Source organism: Neorhizobium sp. T25_13 (genome assembly GCF_002968675.1).
Taxonomy (GTDB): Bacteria; Pseudomonadota; Alphaproteobacteria; order Rhizobiales; family Rhizobiaceae; genus Neorhizobium; species Neorhizobium tomejilense.
The window spans coordinates 1-19,915 of record NZ_PVBI01000013.1; the positions used below are offsets into that span (position 1 = coordinate 1).

General features: G+C 62.7%; 18 protein-coding genes, 1 tRNA gene and 1 pseudogene. 14 read left to right on the forward strand and 6 right to left on the reverse strand.

Annotated features, from left to right (window positions below; all coding sequences use genetic code 11):
• The first annotated feature begins 67 nt into the window (after positions 1–67).
• The 7 genes from hyfB to C5J22_RS24440 are packed head-to-tail and all read left to right on the forward strand — an operon-like array spanning position 68 to position 8,289.
• Positions 68–2,083, forward strand: a complete 2,016-nt coding sequence (gene hyfB / locus C5J22_RS24410; RefSeq protein ID WP_105440354.1) for a hydrogenase 4 subunit B — start codon at positions 68–70, stop codon at positions 2,081–2,083.
• Positions 2,074–3,030, forward strand: a complete 957-nt coding sequence (locus C5J22_RS24415; protein WP_105440355.1) for a respiratory chain complex I subunit 1 family protein — start codon at positions 2,074–2,076, stop codon at positions 3,028–3,030. Before hyfB ends, C5J22_RS24415 begins: the two co-directional genes overlap by 10 nt.
• Complete coding sequence (locus C5J22_RS24420; RefSeq protein WP_105440356.1) at positions 3,030–3,698, forward strand: hydrogenase-4 component E; 669 nt, start codon at positions 3,030–3,032, stop codon at positions 3,696–3,698. The genes C5J22_RS24415 and C5J22_RS24420 overlap by 1 nt, the downstream gene beginning before the upstream one ends.
• Entirely contained in the window at positions 3,695–5,155 is a 1,461-nt protein-coding gene (locus C5J22_RS24425) for a hydrogenase 4 subunit F (RefSeq protein ID WP_105440357.1), read from the forward strand. The genes C5J22_RS24420 and C5J22_RS24425 overlap by 4 nt, the downstream gene beginning before the upstream one ends.
• A 13-nt stretch (positions 5,156–5,168) precedes the next feature.
• Positions 5,169–6,680: an NADH-quinone oxidoreductase subunit C gene (locus C5J22_RS24430; RefSeq protein ID WP_105440358.1), complete on the forward strand. Its 1,512-nt coding sequence runs from the start codon at positions 5,169–5,171 to the stop codon at positions 6,678–6,680.
• A 15-nt stretch (positions 6,681–6,695) separates the two neighbouring features.
• Complete coding sequence (locus tag C5J22_RS24435) at positions 6,696–7,229, forward strand: NADH-quinone oxidoreductase subunit B family protein (RefSeq protein WP_105440359.1); 534 nt, start codon at positions 6,696–6,698, stop codon at positions 7,227–7,229.
• A gap of 10 nt (positions 7,230–7,239) precedes the next feature.
• Positions 7,240–8,289: a DUF4365 domain-containing protein gene (locus C5J22_RS24440; protein WP_245440519.1), complete on the forward strand. Its 1,050-nt coding sequence runs from the start codon at positions 7,240–7,242 to the stop codon at positions 8,287–8,289.
• On the opposite strand, the pseudogene C5J22_RS31760 reads toward C5J22_RS24440, so the two are convergent.
• From C5J22_RS31760 to C5J22_RS24465, 5 genes and pseudogenes are all read right to left on the reverse strand, one after another.
• Positions 8,286–8,571, reverse strand: a pseudogene (locus tag C5J22_RS31760) (hypothetical protein); the annotation flags it as partial. The gene C5J22_RS24440 and the pseudogene C5J22_RS31760 overlap by 4 nt on opposite strands.
• Before the next feature lie 67 nt (positions 8,572–8,638).
• Complete coding sequence (locus tag C5J22_RS24450; protein ID WP_105440361.1) at positions 8,639–9,247, reverse strand: DedA family protein; 609 nt, start codon at positions 9,245–9,247, stop codon at positions 8,639–8,641.
• Position 9,248: 1 nt separating this feature from the next.
• A complete protein-coding gene (locus tag C5J22_RS24455) occupies positions 9,249–9,692 on the reverse strand; it encodes a hypothetical protein (protein WP_172746768.1) in 444 nt (147 codons plus the stop codon).
• A 27-nt stretch (positions 9,693–9,719) separates the two neighbouring features.
• Positions 9,720–10,220 (reverse strand): EF-hand domain-containing protein, encoded by a 501-nt coding sequence (locus C5J22_RS24460; RefSeq protein WP_105440363.1) that lies wholly within the window; start codon positions 10,218–10,220, stop codon positions 9,720–9,722.
• A gap of 658 nt (positions 10,221–10,878) precedes the next feature.
• Positions 10,879–10,954: transfer RNA gene (locus tag C5J22_RS24465), tRNA-Lys, on the reverse strand.
• A 205-nt stretch (positions 10,955–11,159) separates the two neighbouring features.
• Between C5J22_RS24465 and C5J22_RS24470 the strand changes: the two genes are divergently transcribed.
• A complete protein-coding gene (locus tag C5J22_RS24470; protein ID WP_105440364.1) occupies positions 11,160–11,915 on the forward strand; it encodes a cytochrome c biogenesis CcdA family protein in 756 nt (251 codons plus the stop codon).
• Between the two features lie 47 nt (positions 11,916–11,962).
• Positions 11,963–12,925 carry an AEC family transporter gene (locus C5J22_RS24475; RefSeq protein WP_105440365.1) on the forward strand — a complete coding sequence of 321 codons (963 nt, stop codon included), beginning with the start codon at positions 11,963–11,965 and terminating at the stop codon, positions 12,923–12,925.
• Here the strand turns inward: C5J22_RS24475 and C5J22_RS24480 are convergent.
• The gene (locus C5J22_RS24480) at positions 12,902–14,104 is read right to left on the reverse strand and encodes a UbiH/UbiF family hydroxylase (protein WP_105440366.1); all 1,203 of its coding nucleotides are present in this window, start codon (positions 14,102–14,104) and stop codon (positions 12,902–12,904) included. The two genes, C5J22_RS24475 and C5J22_RS24480, sit on opposite strands and share 24 nt — an antisense overlap.
• Positions 14,105–14,291: 187 nt before the next feature.
• Here C5J22_RS24480 and pcsA point away from each other — a divergent pair, with 187 nt between their 5' ends.
• The 5 genes from pcsA to C5J22_RS24505 all read left to right on the forward strand — a co-directional run bounded on the left by pcsA (position 14,292) and on the right by C5J22_RS24505 (position 19,888).
• Entirely contained in the window at positions 14,292–15,020 is a 729-nt protein-coding gene (gene pcsA / locus C5J22_RS24485) for a phosphatidylcholine synthase (protein ID WP_046667090.1), read from the forward strand.
• 168 nt (positions 15,021–15,188) lie between these two features.
• Positions 15,189–16,763 (forward strand): ABC transporter ATP-binding protein, encoded by a 1,575-nt coding sequence (locus C5J22_RS24490; RefSeq protein WP_105440367.1) that lies wholly within the window; start codon positions 15,189–15,191, stop codon positions 16,761–16,763.
• On the forward strand, positions 16,753–17,841 hold the full coding sequence (locus C5J22_RS24495; protein WP_105440368.1) for an ABC transporter permease: 1,089 nt from the start codon (positions 16,753–16,755) through the stop codon (positions 17,839–17,841). Before C5J22_RS24490 ends, C5J22_RS24495 begins: the two co-directional genes overlap by 11 nt.
• On the forward strand, positions 17,841–18,767 hold the full coding sequence (locus C5J22_RS24500) for an ABC transporter permease (RefSeq protein WP_046636356.1): 927 nt from the start codon (positions 17,841–17,843) through the stop codon (positions 18,765–18,767). Before C5J22_RS24495 ends, C5J22_RS24500 begins: the two co-directional genes overlap by 1 nt.
• 47 nt (positions 18,768–18,814) lie before the next feature.
• On the forward strand, positions 18,815–19,888 hold the full coding sequence (locus C5J22_RS24505; protein ID WP_105440369.1) for a BMP family ABC transporter substrate-binding protein: 1,074 nt from the start codon (positions 18,815–18,817) through the stop codon (positions 19,886–19,888).
• The last annotated feature ends 27 nt before the right edge of the window (positions 19,889–19,915 follow it).

Consider the following 19,915-nt stretch of genomic DNA (forward strand, 5'->3'; position numbering starts at 1 on the left):
GAGCGGGGCCGTCCGGAAACGAGAAGCCGGAACCATCCGGACGGACGCATGGAGCGAGGAGGCGCCCATGACGTCGGTACTTGTCATGCTGCTATGCGTGGCCGCGCTTCTGGCGACAGCGGCGCTCGCGGTTTTCATGGCCCGATCGAAGCAGGCAACGCCTGCCATTTACGGCCTGAGCCTTTTCATCACGGCTGTCGCCTTTGTAGCCGGCCTGGTGCAGCTCGTCTGGCTGCCCACCGAGGTTTCGACCCTCGTGCTTCCCTTCAGCCTGCCTTGGCTCGGGGCGCATTTCAGGCTCGACCCGCTGGCCGCCTTCTTTCTTCTTGTCGTCGATCTGGGTGGTGCCTTCGCCAGTCTCTATGGCCTCGGCTACGGACGTCACGAACATGCGCCCCACAGGGTCCTGCCTTTCTTCCCCGCGTTCCTTGCCGGCATGAACCTTGTGATCCTGGCGGACGACGCATTCACGTTCCTGCTGTCCTGGGAATTCATGTCTCTGGCCTCATGGGCGCTGGTGATGGCGCATCATCGCGACGCCGAAAACCGTCGGGCGGGCTATCTCTACATCGTCATGGCGAGCTTCGGCACACTCGCCCTGCTGCTTGCCTTCGGCCTCATGGCCGGGCCGGGCGGCGCCTATGGCTTCGCCGCCATGCGGGCCACGGAACACACGCCGTTCACGAGCGGCCTCGTCCTTGTCCTGCTGCTGCTCGGTGCCGGCTCGAAAGCCGGTCTCGTGCCGCTGCATGTCTGGTTGCCCCTGGCGCATCCGGCCGCACCCAGTCATGTCTCGGCCTTGATGAGCGGCGTCATGACCAAGGTTGCCGTCTACGGTTTCATCCGCATCCTCTTCGATCTCGTCAGCACGCCGGTGTGGTGGTCGAGCCTCCTCGTCCTGCTGATCGGCAGCGGCACCGCCGTGCTCGGCATCCTGCATGCCCTGATGGAGCGGGATCTCAAGCGCATGCTTGCCTATAGCACGATCGAGAATATCGGCGTCGTCTTCGTCGGCCTTGGACTGGCGCTGGCGTTCAAGGACGCCGGCATGGAACTGGCGGCTGCGCTTGCCATGACCGCCGCGCTTTTCCATGTCCTCAACCATTCGTTCTTCAAGAGCCTCCTTTTCTTCGGCGCCGGTGCCGTCCTGACGCAGACGGGCGAGCGTGACATGGAAAAGCTCGGCGGCCTGATCCACCGCATGCCGGTCACCGCCTTTACCTTTCTGGTCGCCTGCGTGGCGATTTCGGCGCTGCCGCCCTTCAACGGCTTCGCGTCGGAATGGCTGGCCTTCCAGGCGATCCTGCAAAGCCCCGACCTGCCCCAATGGGCGCTGACCATTCTCGTGCCGGCCGTCGGCGGATTGCTGGCCCTGTCGGCGGCGCTGTCGGCGGCCTGTTTCGTCAGGGCGTTCGGCATCGCCTTCCTTGGTCGGCCGAGAACGGACACGGCCGTGAATGCCTCGGAAGCGGATCGCTTCTCGCTGGCGGCCATGTCCATCCCGGCGGGTCTGTGCCTGTTGGCCGGCATCCTGCCGGGGATCGTCATCGACGGCCTCGCGCCGGTGACGCAGCTTCTCGTCGGCGGCCGGATGCCGGCGCAAACCGACATGCCGTGGCTGTCGATCGTGCCGGTCACGGAAAGCCGCAGTTCCTATAACGGCCTGCTCGTCTTCCTGTTTATCGGGTTCTCGGCCTGGCTCGCCGCCGGTCTCGTCCACCGTTTCGCTTCGCGTACCCTTCGCCGGGTGCCGGCCTGGGACTGCGGCTTTCCGCAGATCGACGCCACGATGCAATATTCGGCCGGCAGCTTCGCCCAGCCGGTCAGGCGGGTCTTCGGGACGCTGGTTTTTCGCGCCCGCGAGCGGGTCGACATGCCGCCACCCGGTGCGCTGAGCCCGGCACGCTTTGCATTGGAGACCCATGATCTCGTCTGGGAAGGTCTCTACCTGCCGATCGCCGGCGCCGTGGGTTACGTGGCCGAGAAGCTCAACTATCTGCAGTTCCTCACCATCCGGCGCTATCTGAGCCTCGTCTTCCTCGCGCTCGTCTTCCTGCTTCTGGTGCTGGCGTTATGGTCCTAATGCGCGATCTTCTTGTCCAGGTCGTCCAAATGGCGCTCGTCGTGGCGCTTGCGCCGCTGCTGACCGGCTTCGTCCGCAAGGCAAAGGCGCGGCTCCTGCGCCGGCGCGGAGCATCGGTCATTCAGCCCTATCGCGACCTGTCGAGACTTCTGCGCAAGGAGGCGGTGGTGGCGGAAAACGCATCCTGGCTGTTCAGGATGGCGCCCTACCTGATCTTCGCGGCGACCTGGGTTGCCGCCGCGGTCATTCCCACCTTCGCGACAGGCCTCATCTTCAGCTGGACGGTCGATCTGATCGCCATCATCGGCCTGCTCGGCAGCGCCCGCTTCTTCCTGGCGCTGGCGGGCATGGATGTCGGCACCAGTTTCGGCGGGATCGGATCGAGCCGCGAGATGCTGATCGCCACGCTCGCCGAACCGGCGATGCTGCTGATCATCTTCGCGCTGGCCCTCATCGCCGGCTCCACCCAGCTTTCGACGATCGCCGCCTTCATGACGTCCCCGCAGGTGGGATTGCGCGTTTCGCTGGCCGTGGCACTGATCGCCATCATCATGGTCGCGATCGCCGAAAACGCCCGCATCCCGATCGACAATCCGGCGACGCATCTGGAACTCACCATGGTGCACGAGGCCATGGTGCTCGAATATTCCGGCCGGCATCTGGCGATGATCGAGCTCGCGGCCATGCTCAAGCTGCTGCTCTATCTCTCCATGATCGTCTGTATCTTCGTGCCCTGGAACCTCAAGGGCCCGGAGGCGGGATACGCGGCCTACCTCGCTGGCTTTGCCTCCTACGTCGTCAAGCTTGCGGTCGGCGGCGCGATGCTCGCGCTGTTCGAGACGGCGACGGCCAAGATGCGTGTCTTCCGGGTGCCGCAGTTCCTCGGCGCAGCGCTGATGCTCGGCCTGCTTGCCACGCTGCTCAGATTCGTATCGAGGAGCTTGTGATGCAGGGACCGGTCTATTTCGACATCGCCCACATGCTCGCCGGCGGCCTCGTCCTGGTCAGCATGATGATGCTCTACCAGGACCGGCTCTATGCGCTGCTCAACGTGTTCGCCCTGCATTCGCTGCTGCTCACCCTTTCGGTCGCCTGGCAGGCCTTCATCCAGGGCGCCCCGCATCTCTATGTCACGGCGGCGATCGCACTCGTCTTCAAGGTCGTCGTCATTCCGGTCGCGCTCCATCACATGATCCGCAAGCTCGGCATCCACCGGGAGATCGAGACGGTGGTCGGCATAGGCCCCACCATGCTGGCCGGCATCGGCCTCGTGGCGCTGTCGATCGTGGTGATGCTGCGGGTGACGCCCGAAGCTGACCCGCTGACCCGCGAGGACCTCGCCTTCGCACTCTCCGTCCTGCTGCTCGGCCTGCTGATCATGGTGACGCGGCGCAATGCCGTCAGCCAGGTCGTCGGCTTCATGTCGCTCGAAAACGGACTGGTGCTCGCCGCGACCGGCGCCAAGGGCATGCCGCTGGTGGTGGAGATCAGCGTCGCCTTCTCGATCCTGATCGCCTTCATCGTCATCGGCGTCTTCCTGTTCCGCATCCGCGAGCGGTTCGACACCGTCGATGTCAGGGCGCTCGACGACGTCAGGGGAAGGCGGCGGAAATGAACGCATCTTCCCTCTTCGCCTTCGATGCGGTCGCGGCCATTTTGGCGATCCCGGTCGTCGCGGCGGCGCTGCTCGCGCTCATGCCTGGCTACAAGGTGACGGCGCGCATCAACGTGGCGGCCAGCCTGCTGACGCTCGTCGCCGCTCTTTCCCTGTTCGTGACCGAGCGGCCGGCGCCGGGCCGGTACCTGCTGGTCGACGACCTCAACATCGTCTTCATCGTCCTCAACACCTTCGTCGGCTTCACGACCAGCCTGTTCAGCGCCAGCTATATCGCCCACGAACTGGAGACCGGCCGGCTGACGTCGGCGAACCTGCGCTTCTACCACGCCATGTACCAGATCATGATGTTCGGCATGAACCTGGCGTTCGTCTCGAACAATATCGGCCTGATGTGGGTGGCGGTGGAACTAGCAACGCTCACCACCGTGCTGATGGTCGGCATCTACCGCACCCATGAGGCACTGGAAGCGGCCTGGAAATACTTCATTCTGGGCAGCGTCGGCATCGCCTTTGCGCTGTTCGGCACCATTCTCGTCTATCTCGCAGCACAGCCGGTGGTAGGAGAAGGTTACGACGCCATGGTCTGGACCCTTCTCGTCGAGCGGGTCGCTGACTTCGACCCCGCGCTGCTCAACGTCGCCTTCGTCTTCCTGCTGCTCGGTTACGGCACCAAGGTCGGCCTGGCGCCGCTGCATGCCTGGCTGCCGGATGCGCATGCCGAGGGGCCGACGCCGATTTCCGCCGTGCTGTCGGGACTGCTCCTGAATGTCGCGCTTTATGCCGTGCTGCGCTTCAAGATCCTGCTCGCCGCCAGTCCGGAAGCGATCAGCCCCGGGCCGCTGATGATGACGATGGGGCTGGCGTCGCTGATCTTCGCGGCGTTCATGCTGTACCGGCGCCGCGACATCAAGCGTATGTTCGCCTATTCCTCGATCGAGCATATGGGCATCATCGTTTTCGCCTTCGGCCTCGGCGGCCCGCTCGCCAATTTCGCCGGGCTGCTGCATATGGTCATGCATTCGCTGACCAAGTCGGCGATCTTCTTTGCCGTCGGCCACATCGCCCAGATCAAGGGAACCCAGCGGCTTTCGGCGATCCGCGGCCTCACGGAAACCCATCCGGCCCTCGGCTGGGGTCTGGTGATCGGCGTTGCAGCCATTGCCGGCCTGCCGCCCATGGGCGTCTTCATGAGCGAGTTTCTGCTTGTCAGCTCCACCTTCGCGCGGCAGCCCCTGCTGGCCGTGCCGCTGGTGTTCGGGCTACTGGTGGCGTTCGGGGCCTTGCTGCTGCGGCTGACGGGCGTCGCTTTCGGCCAGCCGCGCGGCAGCCGGAAGCCGGCCGAAGCCTCCTATCTGCCGATGTATTCGCATCTCGTGCTGGTCCTGATTGCCGGCATCTATCTGCCGCCGCCGCTGGTCGCCTGGTTCCAGCATATCGCCAACCTGCTCCGATAAAGGACTGTTCGTCATGCCGGCCCTGATCGCCATCGCCCCGGAGAGCCGTTTGGTCCAGCACCATTGTCCATGGCCGCGTGTCGTCACTGAGGCGGCGGGCTGGATTACCGCAGCCGAGACCCTTGCGGACAGGCAAAGGACATTGCTCGGGCTCTGGGGAGAAGCCGATGCCGTGCACATGGCGCTGTTCGACGAGGCCGACGGCACCGCCGGCGTCATCAGCCTGGAAGGGCTCGAAGGCAATTATCCTTCGGTGGCTCGCCGTCATCCTCCCGCTCTTCGGCTGGAGCGGGCGCTCCGGGACCTGACCGGCCTCGAACCGGAGGGCCTGCCTGACAGCCGGCCGTGGCTCGACCATGGCCGCTGGAACCTGCGCTTCCCGCTGGGTGAGAAGGTCATCGGACTTGCGGAAGCTGCACCTTACGAATTCCTGCCGGCGGAAGGCGAAAGCCTGCACCGGATCCCGGTCGGTCCGGTGCATGCCGGCATCATCGAGCCGGGACATTTCCGCTTCACGGCCAACGGCGAGACGGTCGTCCGCCTCGAAGAGCGCCTCGGTTATGTCCATAAGGGCATCGAAGGCCTGATGACGGGGGCCGATCTCGGCAGGGCACTCCAGCTTGCCGGCCGGACTTCGGGCGACAGCGCGGTCGCCTATGCCTATGCCTTCTCGCGGGCGGCCGAAGCGGCGCTCGGGCTCGACATCCCGCCGCGAGCAGTCTGGCTCCGGGCGCTGATGGCCGAGCTGGAACGGCTCGCCAATCATCTCGGCGATATCGGCGCCATCTGCAACGACGCCGCCTTCTCGCTGATGCTTGCCCATTGCGGCGCGCTGCGTGAGCGTGTGCTGAGGGCCGCCGATGCCGCTTTCGGCCATCGCCTGATGCGCGATCGCATCGTGCCCGGCGGCGTTGCCGCCGATCTCGACGAAGCCGGTGCGGCGAGCCTGCGCGCGCTGCTTGCCGAGATCCGCAGAAAGTTTCCGGCGCTGGTGGATCTCTACGACAATACCGCTTCTTTGCAGGACCGGATGGTGGGCACAGGCATTCTCGCGCCGGATCTGGCCCGTCTTTACGGCGCCGGGGGCTATGTCGGGCGTGCGTCGGGTCGCGCCTTCGATACCCGGCGCGCGCTGCCCTATCCGCCCTACGATGCTCTCCGCTTCGATGTGCCGGTACTCGGCCAAGGAGACGTCAATGCGCGCATCTGGATCCGCATCCGTGAGGTCGAGCAGGGGCTTTCGCTCATCGAACAGATTCTCGGCCAGCTGCCGCCCGGCCCCGTACGGCATGACGTAGCCGACAATGGGGGGACGCGCGAAGGCATGGCCGTCGTGGAAGGTTTCCGCGGCGATATCCTTGTCTGGCTCAGGCTTGCCGGCAACCGGGTGGATCGCTGCCATCTGCGTGATCCTTCCTGGTTCCAGTGGCCGTTGCTGGAAGCCGCCATCGAAGGGAACATCGTTGCCGATTTCCCGCTCTGCAACAAATCCTTCAACTGCTCCTATTCCGGCCACGATCTCTAACGGAGGCAGACAGCCATGCGCAGGCTCCTTTTCGAAAGTCTGATTCGGCCGCCGCTCACGGAAGCGGCCCCGCGACAATCCGATGCGGCGATAGAGGAGCTTGCCACGGCCGTCGACAGGTCGGCCCGCCGCCGGCTTGGCCGCAGCCTGTCGATCCGCGCCGTCGACGCAGGCTCCTGCAACGGCTGCGAACTGGAAATGCACGCGCTGAGCAACGTCTTCTACGACATCGAGCGTTTCGGCATTCGCTTCGTCGCCTCGCCGCGGCATGCCGATGTGCTGATGGTCACCGGTCCGGTGACGCGGAACATGGCCGAGGCGCTGGAACGGACCTACAACGCCACGCCCGGCCCCAAATGGGTCGTGGCGCTCGGCAGTTGCGCCCGCGACGGCGGCTGCTTCGCAGATAGCTATGCGGTCGTCGGCGGGGTTTCCAAGGTCGTGCCGGTGGACCTTCATATTCCGGGCTGCCCGCCGCCTCCGACAGAGATTCTGAAAGGCCTGCTTGCGTTGCTCGATCAGGCTGACAAGGGAGCACGCGTTTCGTGAGGATACTCCAATGGCTCGACGCCTTCAGACCACAGGGAGGATGACAGGTATCCGGAAGGGACCGGTCGCGGCGCTGTCTTCCTGGTTCGCCGCCGTCCGGAACTTGCTGTGGCCGGAGCAGCCTCCGCGTCCGCCCCGGCGCCGGGAACCGGCAGCCGAACCACCGGACCCGGCCACGCGGCATGCGATCGACCGTGTGGAGAAGGTTTTTCTCCGGGATTTCAAATGGGTCTTCCGCAGGATGCCGCAGCCGGACACAGGCATCGATGCAAGGGTGGAAATTCTCGACGGAGGCAAGCCCACCGGCCGTTGCATGGCCCTGCAGATCCGGTCCGACACATCCTGTATCCGCGGGGAAGGCGGCTATATTCACCAGGGCAAGAAGGCTCATCTGAATTATTGGGCGAAACATGCGCTGCCGGTCTATGTGATCGTCGTCGCTTCGGAAGATCTTCCGATTGTCTGGCAGCGCATCGAGCAGCCTTTCTGCCGGGAAACGCAGACCGAATGGTCGATCGCCGTCCCTGACACAAATGCACTGGACGCCTCGGCGCGGCTACGCTTTGAAGAAGCCGTTCCCGCCGATCCGGAATCTGTCATGCGCTCGCTCTTCGCGCTCGACCGCCCCCTGATGGAAGAACTGCAAGACAGGACAGCATTCTTCCTTTGGGACGAATGGCTCGGCCCGCCTTCGACCTTCGGCAATTTGCGTATTGTCATCGGCGACGACCCGGAAGAAAAGCCGGATGTGGAACTGGCCTACCATCTCCATGCCGACGGTCTTCACGATATCATGACCACGCTTTTTCCCTGGGTCAGCTATACCTATGTTGCGCCGATCTCCGAATATTCCGAAGAGATTGCCGTGCATGTGCTGGAGGCAGAGCTGCGCCCGGAAGCCTATGCCTATATCGAGGCCGAGAACTTTCTGGAGGCGGGCTACCCTCAGGAAGAGGAACCCCCGATCCCGGCCCCTGAGGATTTCATGACGGCTGAAGAGGAACGGGAGTTCTGGCGCAGCCGCGGAACATCCCGCAGCCCCCAGGACCGGCAGGATTAAGCGTGGTTCGACGCAATCAGACGGATGGCTTGGCCAAGGCTGGCATCGGCACGCTTAGGATCGCTAATCCCTGTAGCTCTCATCCTCGTCATCATCGCGCAGATCGACCAAGTCATCTTGTTGGCGAGGGCGATCGCAACGACATGCGTGCCAGCCATGAGTTCTCGGGAGACGTTTTGCGGCATGCCCAACGAATCACAGCCATCGCGACGATGATTGGAAGCCGCCGGATGTCGTGTTGGCCATCTTCGACGTTCGGCCGAGCACCTGTTTTCCACCGGATTCGTTCCAGGTTGCCGGCTACGTGATCTATCGTTGCGTTATTGGCAGGCCTGACCATCGCTCACAACTAATTGGAATCCATCTGCTTCTTGGGTGCCAGGATCGAAATGAGCTTCCAGCCGAGTAGTAGAGCGGCAAGGGCAGATAGGATCAGCCAGGTCACGTTGCCGAGGAGGTCCGCGACCATCTGGACGCTTTTGCTGAATGCAAGTCCGAGCCCCATATAACCGGCAACCCAAACCGCCTCGCCCAAGATACCCCAAGTTGAGAACCTGATCCACGAATAGCCGTTCATACCCGCAAACACATTGATCCAGGGACCAAGGGGGCTGAGCAACCAGCGGCTCAGGAATATGCCTGCATCTCCCCATCGATTTTCAAATTTCTCGGCTCCTCGGAGCGCTTTCTTCAGCCACCCGGTCTTTTCCGCGGTCTCGAACAAACGGGTCGAGGCCATGCGGCCCAGGAGATATCCGCCCTGATCACCTGCGGCAGCGCCGGCAAGTCCCGCTGCGAAGAAAGGCAGAAACGTCAACTCCCCTTGCTCGACGAAAGATCCGATAGCGAGCATGATGAGCGAGGTGGGGAAGGGCACTCCGAAGCAGTTCACCATGAGGATCAAGAACAGGGCGACAGCGCCTTGTTCATTGACGAGGATGACCAGTTGCTCCGCCATTCTATTGCCCTGTGCGAACGCCGCCGGTTTCAGAAGCCTGCTTGCGATCGGCGGCGATGGCTGCTTCGAGAGCCTTTCGTGCCTCCTCGAATGATTTGCCTTGCTCGGCGGCGACTTCGCTCAGGGGACGTCGGTCGCGGATGCCGATCGGAAGCCCCAGCGCGGTCTGAAGAACGACCGGGGAGACCCCATAAGAATGAGCCACATAACCGAGCGGCATCCATCCTTCGATCGGCTCGTTTTGGTGGGCCGACCAATAGATCGTACGGACAACGAGACGCACCGCAAGTACGCCGGAAACGGTTGCAGCCAGCAGGAAAGCTGAAAGCAAGACCACGAAAAGTTTCCGTTCGCGAGGACCCTTCACAGATATCACCCAATCGGCTTGCGCAGCGTCAATTGAAGCCGCGCAAGCGCTATCGATTTTCGTCCCGTAGCTGGACATATCCGGTCAAGACTGCACATACGCCGTTCAGAACCCGCGGTCGCGGCGATGTTCCCAAGGGCTGACATAACCATCCTTGTCCGCATCGGCAGCCTTGTGGCGAGCTTGTGCCGCGTCCATGAACTCAACTTTGCTGACGGCGTCGTTCTTGTCCGGATCTATCTCGGCGAAACGGGCTTCCCGTCTCGCTTGCATCGCAGACTGGCGCTGCTGGTTCCAACCCCACTGGGCCCCCATTCGCACGGCAAGATATTCTTCCTTGGTGATCTGGCCGTCGTCATCGGCATCCATCGCGATGAAGACGTCGTCTGCCGTTGCGGCCGCCTCGTCATCGCTGATCCTGCCGTCGTCGTTCTGATCAATGATCTTACCACGGCCGAAGCCGGGAAACCGGCCACCGGACCCATCCATCACGCCTGGCCCCAAGTGCCAGCCGTTCCAACCACCGTTCCATTGCGCAAAGGCACCGGTAGCGGCAAAGACTGCAAACGCGGTAACGGATACGCGGATGACGTTCTGGACGTTCATGTGCTTTCTCCTTGGTATGTTCCCCAAAAGAAGAAATCATCCGTACAGTCACCACATTGATGTTGATCAACCACCGGGAAGCCTGCCCGCCTGTACGTATTCTTTGTTTGCGATTGATCTGAATCGCAAAGCAAAGCAGCGATGTTTCGCCATCGTCTCCCCGATAACCCCAATAAGGAGACTCGAAATGAACGGCCATCCCTCGGTCTGGCCGCGCCGCGAAGATCTTGCTCAATCCCTCAGCAGGTCAATCAGCTAGGTCAATTTGAACGACGTCGTCGCCGTTGTCGACGCCAATGAGCCGGCGATCCAACTTTGTGATTTCCGACACTCTACGGCAAAATCCGGTTTCGTCCTGGGGACGTTGCGCGTCGTGTCCTCGAGGGCACTCTGACCCCAGAAAAGGGTCAGGACATGCTCGGCATTGAAGACGCCACCGAAATGCCGAGCTTTGTTTCTGCCTGGACGGGCGTGGGTTGGCCCGCGGCCAATACCACTAAAAAGCCTGAGATTCACTCGTTGCTTGGCTCTTTAAAGGCCTGTGGACAATGCACGGTTTTAAGCTGCTGACTCTATGCTGACCCTCAGGGGTGAAAATCAGTGCGTGCAATGTCTCAGGAAATCGTCATAATGTACTGAATTTATTAGAAATATTTATTGGTGAGAGCGTCGGGGTTCGAACCCGAGACCTACTGATTAAAAGTCAGTTGCTCTACCAGCTGAGCTACGCTCTCCCGCGGCCGCGGATGAGCGCGTCCTTGAAAGTGCGCGGAACATAGGCAGGTGACCCCTTGCGGTCAACCCGCAAAAACAGCAAAAATGCGGCTATCTGACGCTTTTCCGCCGCCGTGCGAAAAGGTGATTGGCATTCGCCGCGTTCGGCCATTACCTCAAGCGCAAGACGCGGGCTCCCGGAAAGCCCGCCATTCGGAGCCACACGTGTCGATTGCCGAAATATCCCTGCTGAGCGCCCTTCTTGCCGGCGCATTGTCGTTTCTCTCTCCTTGCGTGCTGCCGCTCGTGCCGCCCTATCTCTGTTATATGGCGGGCATTTCGGTCGAGCAGTTCCGCGGCGGCGGAGCGGCGGTTATCGATTCGGGGAGCGGGACACGGCGGGCGGTGCTCAAGTCGGCATTGTTCTTCACCCTCGGGTTCGCCACCGTCTTCGTGGCGCTCGGGGCCGGCGCCTCGACGATCGGCGTGCTCTTGCGTCAGCATCTCGATCTCCTGTCGAAGCTCGGCGGCCTGATCATCATCGTCATGGGGCTGAATTTTCTGGGGGTTTTCCGGATAGGCCTTCTCGCCCGCGAAGCACGCTTCCAGGGCGGCGGCCAGCCGGCGACGCTCTCCGGCGCCTATGTCATGGGACTTGCCTTCGCTTTCGGCTGGACACCCTGCATCGGCCCGGTGCTTGGCGCCATCCTCGGCGTCGCCGCATCCCGCGACACGGTCGGCGAGGGAGCGGCATTGCTCGCCATCTATTCTTTGGGCCTGGCTGTGCCGTTCTGGATCGCCGCTGGCTTTTCCGGCGCGTTCATGCGGTTCCTCACCCGTTTCCGCCGCCATCTCGGCATGGTCGAGAAGGTCATGGGGGTCTTCCTGATCCTCACCGGGCTCGCTTTCATCTTCGGTTTCGTCACTTCGGCCGCAATCTGGTTCCAGCAGACCTTTCCAATCCTGATGCAAATCGGCTAACGGAAAAACGTCTTCCAATATGGCCCGCTCATTCGGGCAGGGAACCGATGGCCGATATCATTGCATTGCTGCTGCCCTTCTTCGGCCTGATCTTCATCGGTTATCTGGCCGCGAGAGCGACGAAACAGCCGGCCGAAGCGCTCGGCTGGATGAATACGTTCATCATCTACGCGGCTCTGCCAGCGCTGTTCTTCAAGCTCGTGTCCCGCACCCCGGTCGAGCAGCTGACCCGCGCCGACTTCATCTTCGGCGAGATCGGCGCGACCTACCTGGTCTTCTTCGTTCTCTTCCTGATCGGCTTCTTTTTGCGTCGCAATTCGTTTGCCGATTGCACCATCCAGTCGTTTGCCGGCGCCTACGGCAATATCGGCTATATGGGACCCGGCCTGGCGCTGCTGGCTTTCGGTGAGGCGGCAGCGGTGCCGGTGGCGCTGATCGTCTGCTTCGAGAACGCCGCGCATTTCATCGTAGCACCTGCGATGATGGCGGTGGCCGGCGGCGACAAACGCCCCGTCAGCCATGTGGTCGGCGATATCGTCCGGAAAGTCGTGCTGCACCCGTTCATCATCTCGACGGCGCTCGGATTCTGCTTCGCTGCATTTGCCGTGCAGCCGCCTGCTGCCTTCCAGCGGCTCATCGACTACCTCGCCCAGGCGGCGGCCCCTTGCGCGCTTTTTGCCATGGGGGTGACGCTGGCGCTCCGGCCGATCAAGCGCGTGCCGGTGGAGATCAGCTATATCACGGTCTCCAAGCTGATCGTGCTGCCGATGACCACCTATGCGGTCCTGTCGCTGATCGGCAATTTCGATCCCGTTTGGATCTATTCCGCGACTTTGCTTTCAGCGCTGCCGACGGCGACCAACGTTTTTGTCATCAGCCAGCAATACGGCGTCTGGCAGGAGAGGGCGTCGGCGAGCATCCTGATCATTACGGTCGCATCGGTGGCAACGCTGCCGGTGCTGCTTTACCTCATCAACTCAGGCGCGTTACCGCCGGATCTCTTTCCGTAAGGCATCGACGACGGCACGCAGGCCACGACCCGGTTCGATACCTTCCCGCATCAGCAGATTGCGAAGCGGCGGCGCGTAGCTGAGGATGTGCAGGCCGGCGGCGCGCAGCATCTGGACGGGCAGGAAATCCGACAGCAGCGAACGGTTGAGGAGATCGACGCCGACCGTGCGGCTGACGATGTCCGGGCCGCGGCGCCGGTTGAAGCGATCGCCTGCATCCGCAGGGACCGGACGGTCGCCGGTTGCGGCGAGCAGGTCCGAAAGCGCGATGATGTCGCGCAGCGACAGGTTGAGGCCCTGCGCTCCGATCGGCGGAAAGGCATGCGCGGCCTCGCCGATCAGCGCCAGCCGGCCCTTGCCGAACCGCTCCGCCATCAGGCTGGAGAGCGGCCATGCCTGTGCCTTGCCTTCGACCTTCACCTTGCCGAGCATCGACTGCATGCGGTCTTCGACCAGCCGCGACGATTCCTCGGTCGGAAGTTCGACGAGACGGCGGGCTTCATCCGGCTTCACCACCCAGACGAGGCTGGAGCGCAGGCCGGGCAGGGGAACCTGGGTGAACGGTCCGCTTTCCGTATGGACCTCGGTCGAGACATTGCCGTGCGGCAGACTGTGGCCGAAGTTCAATACCACCGCCGACTGGGGATAGGACCAGCGGCGCACGCCGATGCCGGCCGTCTCCCGCGCTTTCGACTGGCGGCCATCCGCACCCACGACGAAATCGGCGCTGGCAATCGTGCCGTCCGACAGCGTCAGCATCACTCTCTCGGCCGAGAAATCGAAAGTCTCGACGGTTTGGGCGACGTTGGTAATATTGCGTTCTGCTGCCACCGCCGCATCCAGCGTTTCCGACAGCGCCCGGTTCGGTATGTTGTAGCCGAAGGCGTAGAGGCCGACATCCTGCGCCCGGAACTGCGCCGTCGGCGCGCGCAGCAGCCGCTTGGTACCGTCGACGATCTGCATGACCGAAAGCGGCGCGGCGGAAGGCGCGATGTCCTCCCAGACGCCAAGTCGTTCAAGAAAGCGAATGGAGTGGTCCATCAGTGCAGTCGTACGCTCGTCGGTTTTCTCGGAGGAGGGCGCGATCATCGCCACTTTGCGGCCGGCACGCGCGAGCGCCAGTGCGGCAACCGATCCGGCCAGTCCCCCGCCCACCACGGCGATCTCGAAATGCTGCATGTCCGTCGTCCTGCTCTGCAAAATGTACTCTCGATTATCTAGAGCTTCGTGGCGGGCATATCCATGGGGCACGGCAGCGCAGCATGGAAAAAGCAATGCTCCATGTCTTGCGGCGGGGCCAAGCCGGTTGCAATGCGCGGTGATTGGCCGCATATCTCGCCGGATAAGGGAAAGGCGGGACTGACGCGTGATCAGACGAATCTTCAATTACAAAAAAGTTCCGTATGCCGAAATTCGCGCCTTCTCGGTTCACCTGCTGACGGCATCCGGTTCGTTCCTGGCTTTCCTCGGGGTCGTCGCGGCAGCCGAGCATCGCTTCGTCGACATGTTCTGGTGGCTGGGGCTGGCGCTCCTCGTCGACGGCATCGACGGACCGATCGCCCGCAAGGTGCGGGTCAAGGAAGTCCTGCCCAACTGGTCCGGCGATACGCTCGACAACATCATCGACTACGTGACCTACGTGCTGTTGCCTGCGTTCGCGCTTTACCAGAGCGGCATGATCGGGGAGCCATGGTCCTTCGTTGCCGCAGGCGCGATCGTCGTCTCGAGCGCGGTTTATTATGCCGACATGGGCATGAAGACGGACGAGTACTTTTTTTCCGGCTTTCCGGTCGTCTGGAACATGGTCGTGTTTACGCTATTCGTCATCGATGCAAGCGCCACGGCGGCTCTGGTCGTGGTCTCCGTATCGGTTGTCCTCACCTTCCTGCCGATCAACTTTCTGCATCCCGTCCGCGTCAAGCGGCTCCGCCCGCTCAATATGGCCGTCGGCCTCATCTGGTGCGCGCTCGGCGGCTATTCGCTGCTCCTGCATTTCGATACACCCGACTGGGTCGTCTACGGCGTCGTATTGAGCGGCATCTACCTCTATTGCATTGGCGGCGTTCTGCAGCTTTTCCCCAGTCTCGGAAAATAGTTGGGCGTTCCGGAAACGCCCTTTTCTTTAGTGTTGTGCGAAGCAACAAAAACGGTATCAATATCAGTCGAATGTCCGGAGGGATCGCCGGATGTCGTCAAAGTCAATACGTCGCGTTGCCCTGAAAAACCTCGAAGAAGGTAGGTACGCGGTGAACGAGGGGGTTCAGTGACGTTATCCGAGGGTCCGGCGACCGTTCCGCTTCTGTCGGTTCGAGGTTTGACCAAGCTTTTCGGCAGCTTCGCGGCTTGCAACGCGATCGATTTGGATATCGCTCCCGGCGAAATCCACGCATTGCTCGGTGAAAACGGCGCCGGCAAATCGACGCTGGTAAAAATGCTCTTCGGTGTGCTGCAGCCAAGCGCCGGCCAGATACTCTGGCAGGGCGCGCCCGTGACGATCGCCTCGCCGGGCGAGGCCCGCCACCTCGGCATCGGCATGGTCTTCCAGCATTTCTCGCTGTTCGAGGCACTGACGGTCGCGGAAAACATCGCGCTGTCGCTCGACCCGAAGATTTCGCTCGCCAGGATCTCGGACGAAGCGGCGTCGCTTTCCAAGGCATATGGCCTGCCGCTCGACCCCCAGGCGCATGTGGCGGACCTGTCCGTCGGCGAGCGCCAGCGCATCGAGATCGTCCGCGCGCTGCTTCAGAACCCCAGGCTGATCATCCTCGACGAGCCGACTTCGGTCCTGACCCCGCAGGAGGCCGACCGGCTGTTCGAGACGCTGTTCAAGCTGAAGGCCGAGGGCCGGTCGGTTCTCTATATCAGCCACAGGCTGGAGGAGGTGCGCCGCATCTGCGATCGCGCCACGGTCCTGCGCCATGGCAAGGTCACCGGTGCCTGCGATCCGAGCCACGAAACGCCGGCCTCGCTCGCCCGCATGATGGTCGGCTCCGACGTTGCCGAAGTCCATCGGGACAATGCGGCGGCACTCGGCGATATTCGCATCGAGGTCAGCAATCTTTCTGTTCCGGCGCGCACGCCCTTTGCAGTCTCGCTGAAGAACGTCGCCATGAAGGTCCGCGCCGGAGAAGTGCTGGCGATCGCCGGCGTTGCGGGCAACGGACAGGGCGAACTCTTCGATGCGCTTTCGGGCGAATATCCGGTCGCCGAAGACGGGGCGATCCACATCCGGGGCAAGGCGGTCGGCCGCACCGGAATCAACGGCCGCCGCCTGCTTGGCGCCGGCTTCGTGCCGGAAGAGCGCCACGGCCACGCCGCCGTCTCCGCCCTGGCGCTTTCGGACAATCTCCTGCTCGCTCGCAGCCAGTCGGACAAGAAGGCCTTTCTGTCCGGCGGCGCGTTTTCCGTCATCCGCTTCGACGCCATTCGTTCCGCCACGCGCCGCATCTGCGAGGCGATGGATGTCCGCAAGAGCGGCGAGGATCCGCAGGCGGGCTCGCTCTCCGGCGGTAATCTCCAGAAATTCATCGTCGGGCGCGAGCTTGACCGGCAGCCCTCGGTGCTCGTCGTCAACCAGCCGACCTGGGGCGTCGATGCCGGTGCCGCAAGCCGCATCCGCCAGGCGCTGATCGATCTCGCCAGATCGGGCTCGGCGGTCGTGGTGATCAGCCAGGATCTCGACGAGATTTTCGAGGTGGCGACGAATATCGCCGTCATCTCCGAAGGCAGTCTCTCCAAGGCCTATCCGGCCGGCACGCTGACCTTGGAACGCATCGGTCTGCTGATGGGCGGTATCCACGAAAGCCATCCCATTCCGGAGACGGCGCATGCGCATTGAGCTCCAGAAGCGCGCCCGCGTCTCGACGCTGTTCTCGGTCCTCTCGCCGCTGCTGGCGCTGGCGCTGACGCTGCTTTTCGGCGCCATCATGTTCTGGTTGCTCGGCAAGAACCCGGTCAGCGCGCTCTACAGCTTCTTTATCGAGCCGTTGCTGGAAGTGTGGTCGCTGCACGAACTGGCGATCAAAGCGGCTCCGCTGATCCTGATCGCGGTCGGCCTGTCGGTATGCTACCGGTCCAACAACTGGAATATCGGCGCCGAAGGCCAGTTCACCATCGGTGCGATCACCGGTTCGATCCTGCCGGTTCTCTATCCCACTTGGCATTCGCCGCTGATCCTGCCGCTGATGCTGATCCTCGGGATGATTGGCGGCGCGCTTTATGCCGGCATACCGGCGCTGCTGAAAACCCGTTTCAACACCAACGAGATTCTGACCAGCCTGATGCTGGTCTATATCGCCCAGCTTTATCTCGACTGGCTGGTCCGCGGCCCATGGCGAGATCCACAGGGCAACAATTTCCCGATCACGAAGAGTTTCCAGATCGAGGCGGTACTGCCGGAGATCCTGTCGTCCGGCCGCGCTCACTGGGCCTTCATCTTCGCCATCGTCGCCGCCGTGGCGCTCTGGTTCATGATGCGCTTCATGCTGAAGGGCTTCGAGGTCTCGGTGCTCGGCCAGTCGGAGCGGGCAGGGCGCTTTGCCGGCTTCTCCGCCCGCCGCATGGTGTGGTTTTCGATGCTGCTGTCGGGTGCGCTTGCCGGGCTTGCCGGCATTTCGGAGGTCTCCGGCTCGATCGGCCATGTCCAGCCGGTCATCTCGCCGGGCTACGGTTTCACGGCGATCATCGTCGCCTTCCTCGGGCGGCTCAACCCGCTCGGGATCATCGCTTCAGGCCTCGTGCTGGCGCTGACCTATCTCGGCGGTGAGGCGGCGCAGCTGTCGATCGGCATTTCGGACAAGGTCAGCCGCGTCTTTCAAGGGTTGCTGCTCTTCTTCGTGCTCTCCTGCGATACGCTGATCCACTACAGGATCCGGCTGATCTTTGCAGGCGCGAAAACGGTGGAGGTGAAGGGCTGATGTTCGAAGCAATCCTTCTCACCGTCATCACCGCATCGACCCCGCTGGTTCTCGCCGCACTCGGCGAACTGGTGACCGAGCGCTCCGGCGTGCTGAACCTCGGCGTCGAGGGCATGATGATCATGGGGGCGGCCTGCGCCTTCGTGGCCGCGCAACTGACCGGCTCTCCTTATATCGGCATCCTCGCCGGCATTCTGGGCGGCGGGATCTTCTCGTTGCTCTTCGGTTTCCTGACTCTGACGCTGGTGGCCAACCAGGTCGCCACCGGCCTTGCGCTCACCATCCTCGGTCTTGGGCTTTCCGGCCAGATCGGCGAGGCCTTCGTCGGTCAGCCGGGCATCAAGCTGCAGCCGATCGTCTTTCCGTTCCTTTCGGACATCCCGTTTTTCGGTCGCGTCCTCTTTCGTCAGGACCTGATCTTCTATGTATCGATCGCGCTTGTCGTCGGCATCAACTGGTTCCTGTTCAGGAGCCGGACCGGGCTGAAGCTGCGGGCGATCGGCGACAGCCATGCCTCTGCCCACGCGCTCGGCATCAACGTCATCCGCACCCGATACCTGGCGGTCATGTTCGGCGGCGCCTGCGCCGGACTTGCCGGCGCCCAGCTTTCGCTTGTCTATACACCGCAATGGGTGGAGAACATGTCGGCCGGCCGTGGCTGGATCGCGCTCGCGCTCGTCGTGTTCGCCTCCTGGCGGCCATGGCGGGTTCTGGCCGGCGGGTACCTGTTCGGCGCCGTCGGGATCGGCCAGTTGCACGCGCAGATCGTGGCGCAGAACCTCGGCATCGTCATCCCGTCGCAGTTCCTGTCCGCACTTCCTTATGCGGCGACTATTGTCGTGCTGATCATCATTTCGCATAATCGTCGCACGACGCTCATCAATACGCCGGCCTCGCTCGGGAAACCCTTTGTCCCCGACCGGTGACCGCGGAACCAAAAACAAAACGTCTTCAAGCCAATAGAGGTTAGGAAATGAAGAAACTGATTATCGCCCTTGCCGCATCGGCCGCCCTGATGGGCGGTTTTTCGACCGGCGCCGTGGCTCAGGAGAAGAAGAAGGTCTGCTTCATCTACGTCGGATCTAAGACGGATGGTGGCTGGACCCAGGCCCATGACCTCGGTCGCCAGCAGCTCGACAAGGCACTCGGCGCCAAGATCGAAACGCCCTTCCTCGAAAACGTGCCGGAAGGCCCGGATGCGGAACGCGCCATCGAGCGCATGGCCCGCTCCGGCTGCTCGCTGGTCTTCACGACGTCCTTTGGCTTCATGGATGCCACCGTCAAGGTCGCCGCGAAATTCCCCGATGTGAAGTTCGAGCATGCGACCGGCTTCAAGGCTGGACCGAACCTCGCGACCTACAATTCGCGCTTCTACGAAGGCCGCTATATCCAGGGCCAGATTGCCGCGAAGATGTCGAAGAAGGGCGTCGCCGGCTACATCGCCTCCTTCCCGATTCCGGAAGTGGTGATGGGCATCAACGCCTTCGAACTGGGCGCCAGGTCGATCAACCCGAACTTCAAGCTGAAGGTCGTCTGGGCCAATACCTGGTTCGACCCGGGCAAGGAAGCCGATGCCGCCAAGGCGCTGATCGACCAGGGCGTCGACATCCTGACCCAGCACACCGATACGACCGCTCCGATGCAGGTCGCCGCCGAACGCGGCATCCTCGCCTTCGGCCAGGCCTCCGACATGATCGCGGCCGGCCCGAAGACGCAGCTGACCGCCATCGTCGACACCTGGGGCGCCTATTACATCAAGCGCGCCCAGGCACTGCTTGACGGTACCTGGAAGTCCGAGCAGATCTGGGATGGCCTGAAGGACGGCATCCTGACCATGGCGCCCTATACCAACATGCCTGACGACGTGAAGGCGATGGCGGAAGAGACGGAAGCCAAGATCAAGTCGGGCGAACTGCATCCGTTCACCGGCCCGATCAACAAGCAGGACGGCACCGCGTGGCTGCCTGCCGGCGAAAAGGCGCAGGACGGCGTCCTGCTCGGCATGAATTTCTACGTCGAAGGCGTGGACGACAAGCTGCCGAAGTAGGAAAAGCGGCCGGAAACGATCGCGGTA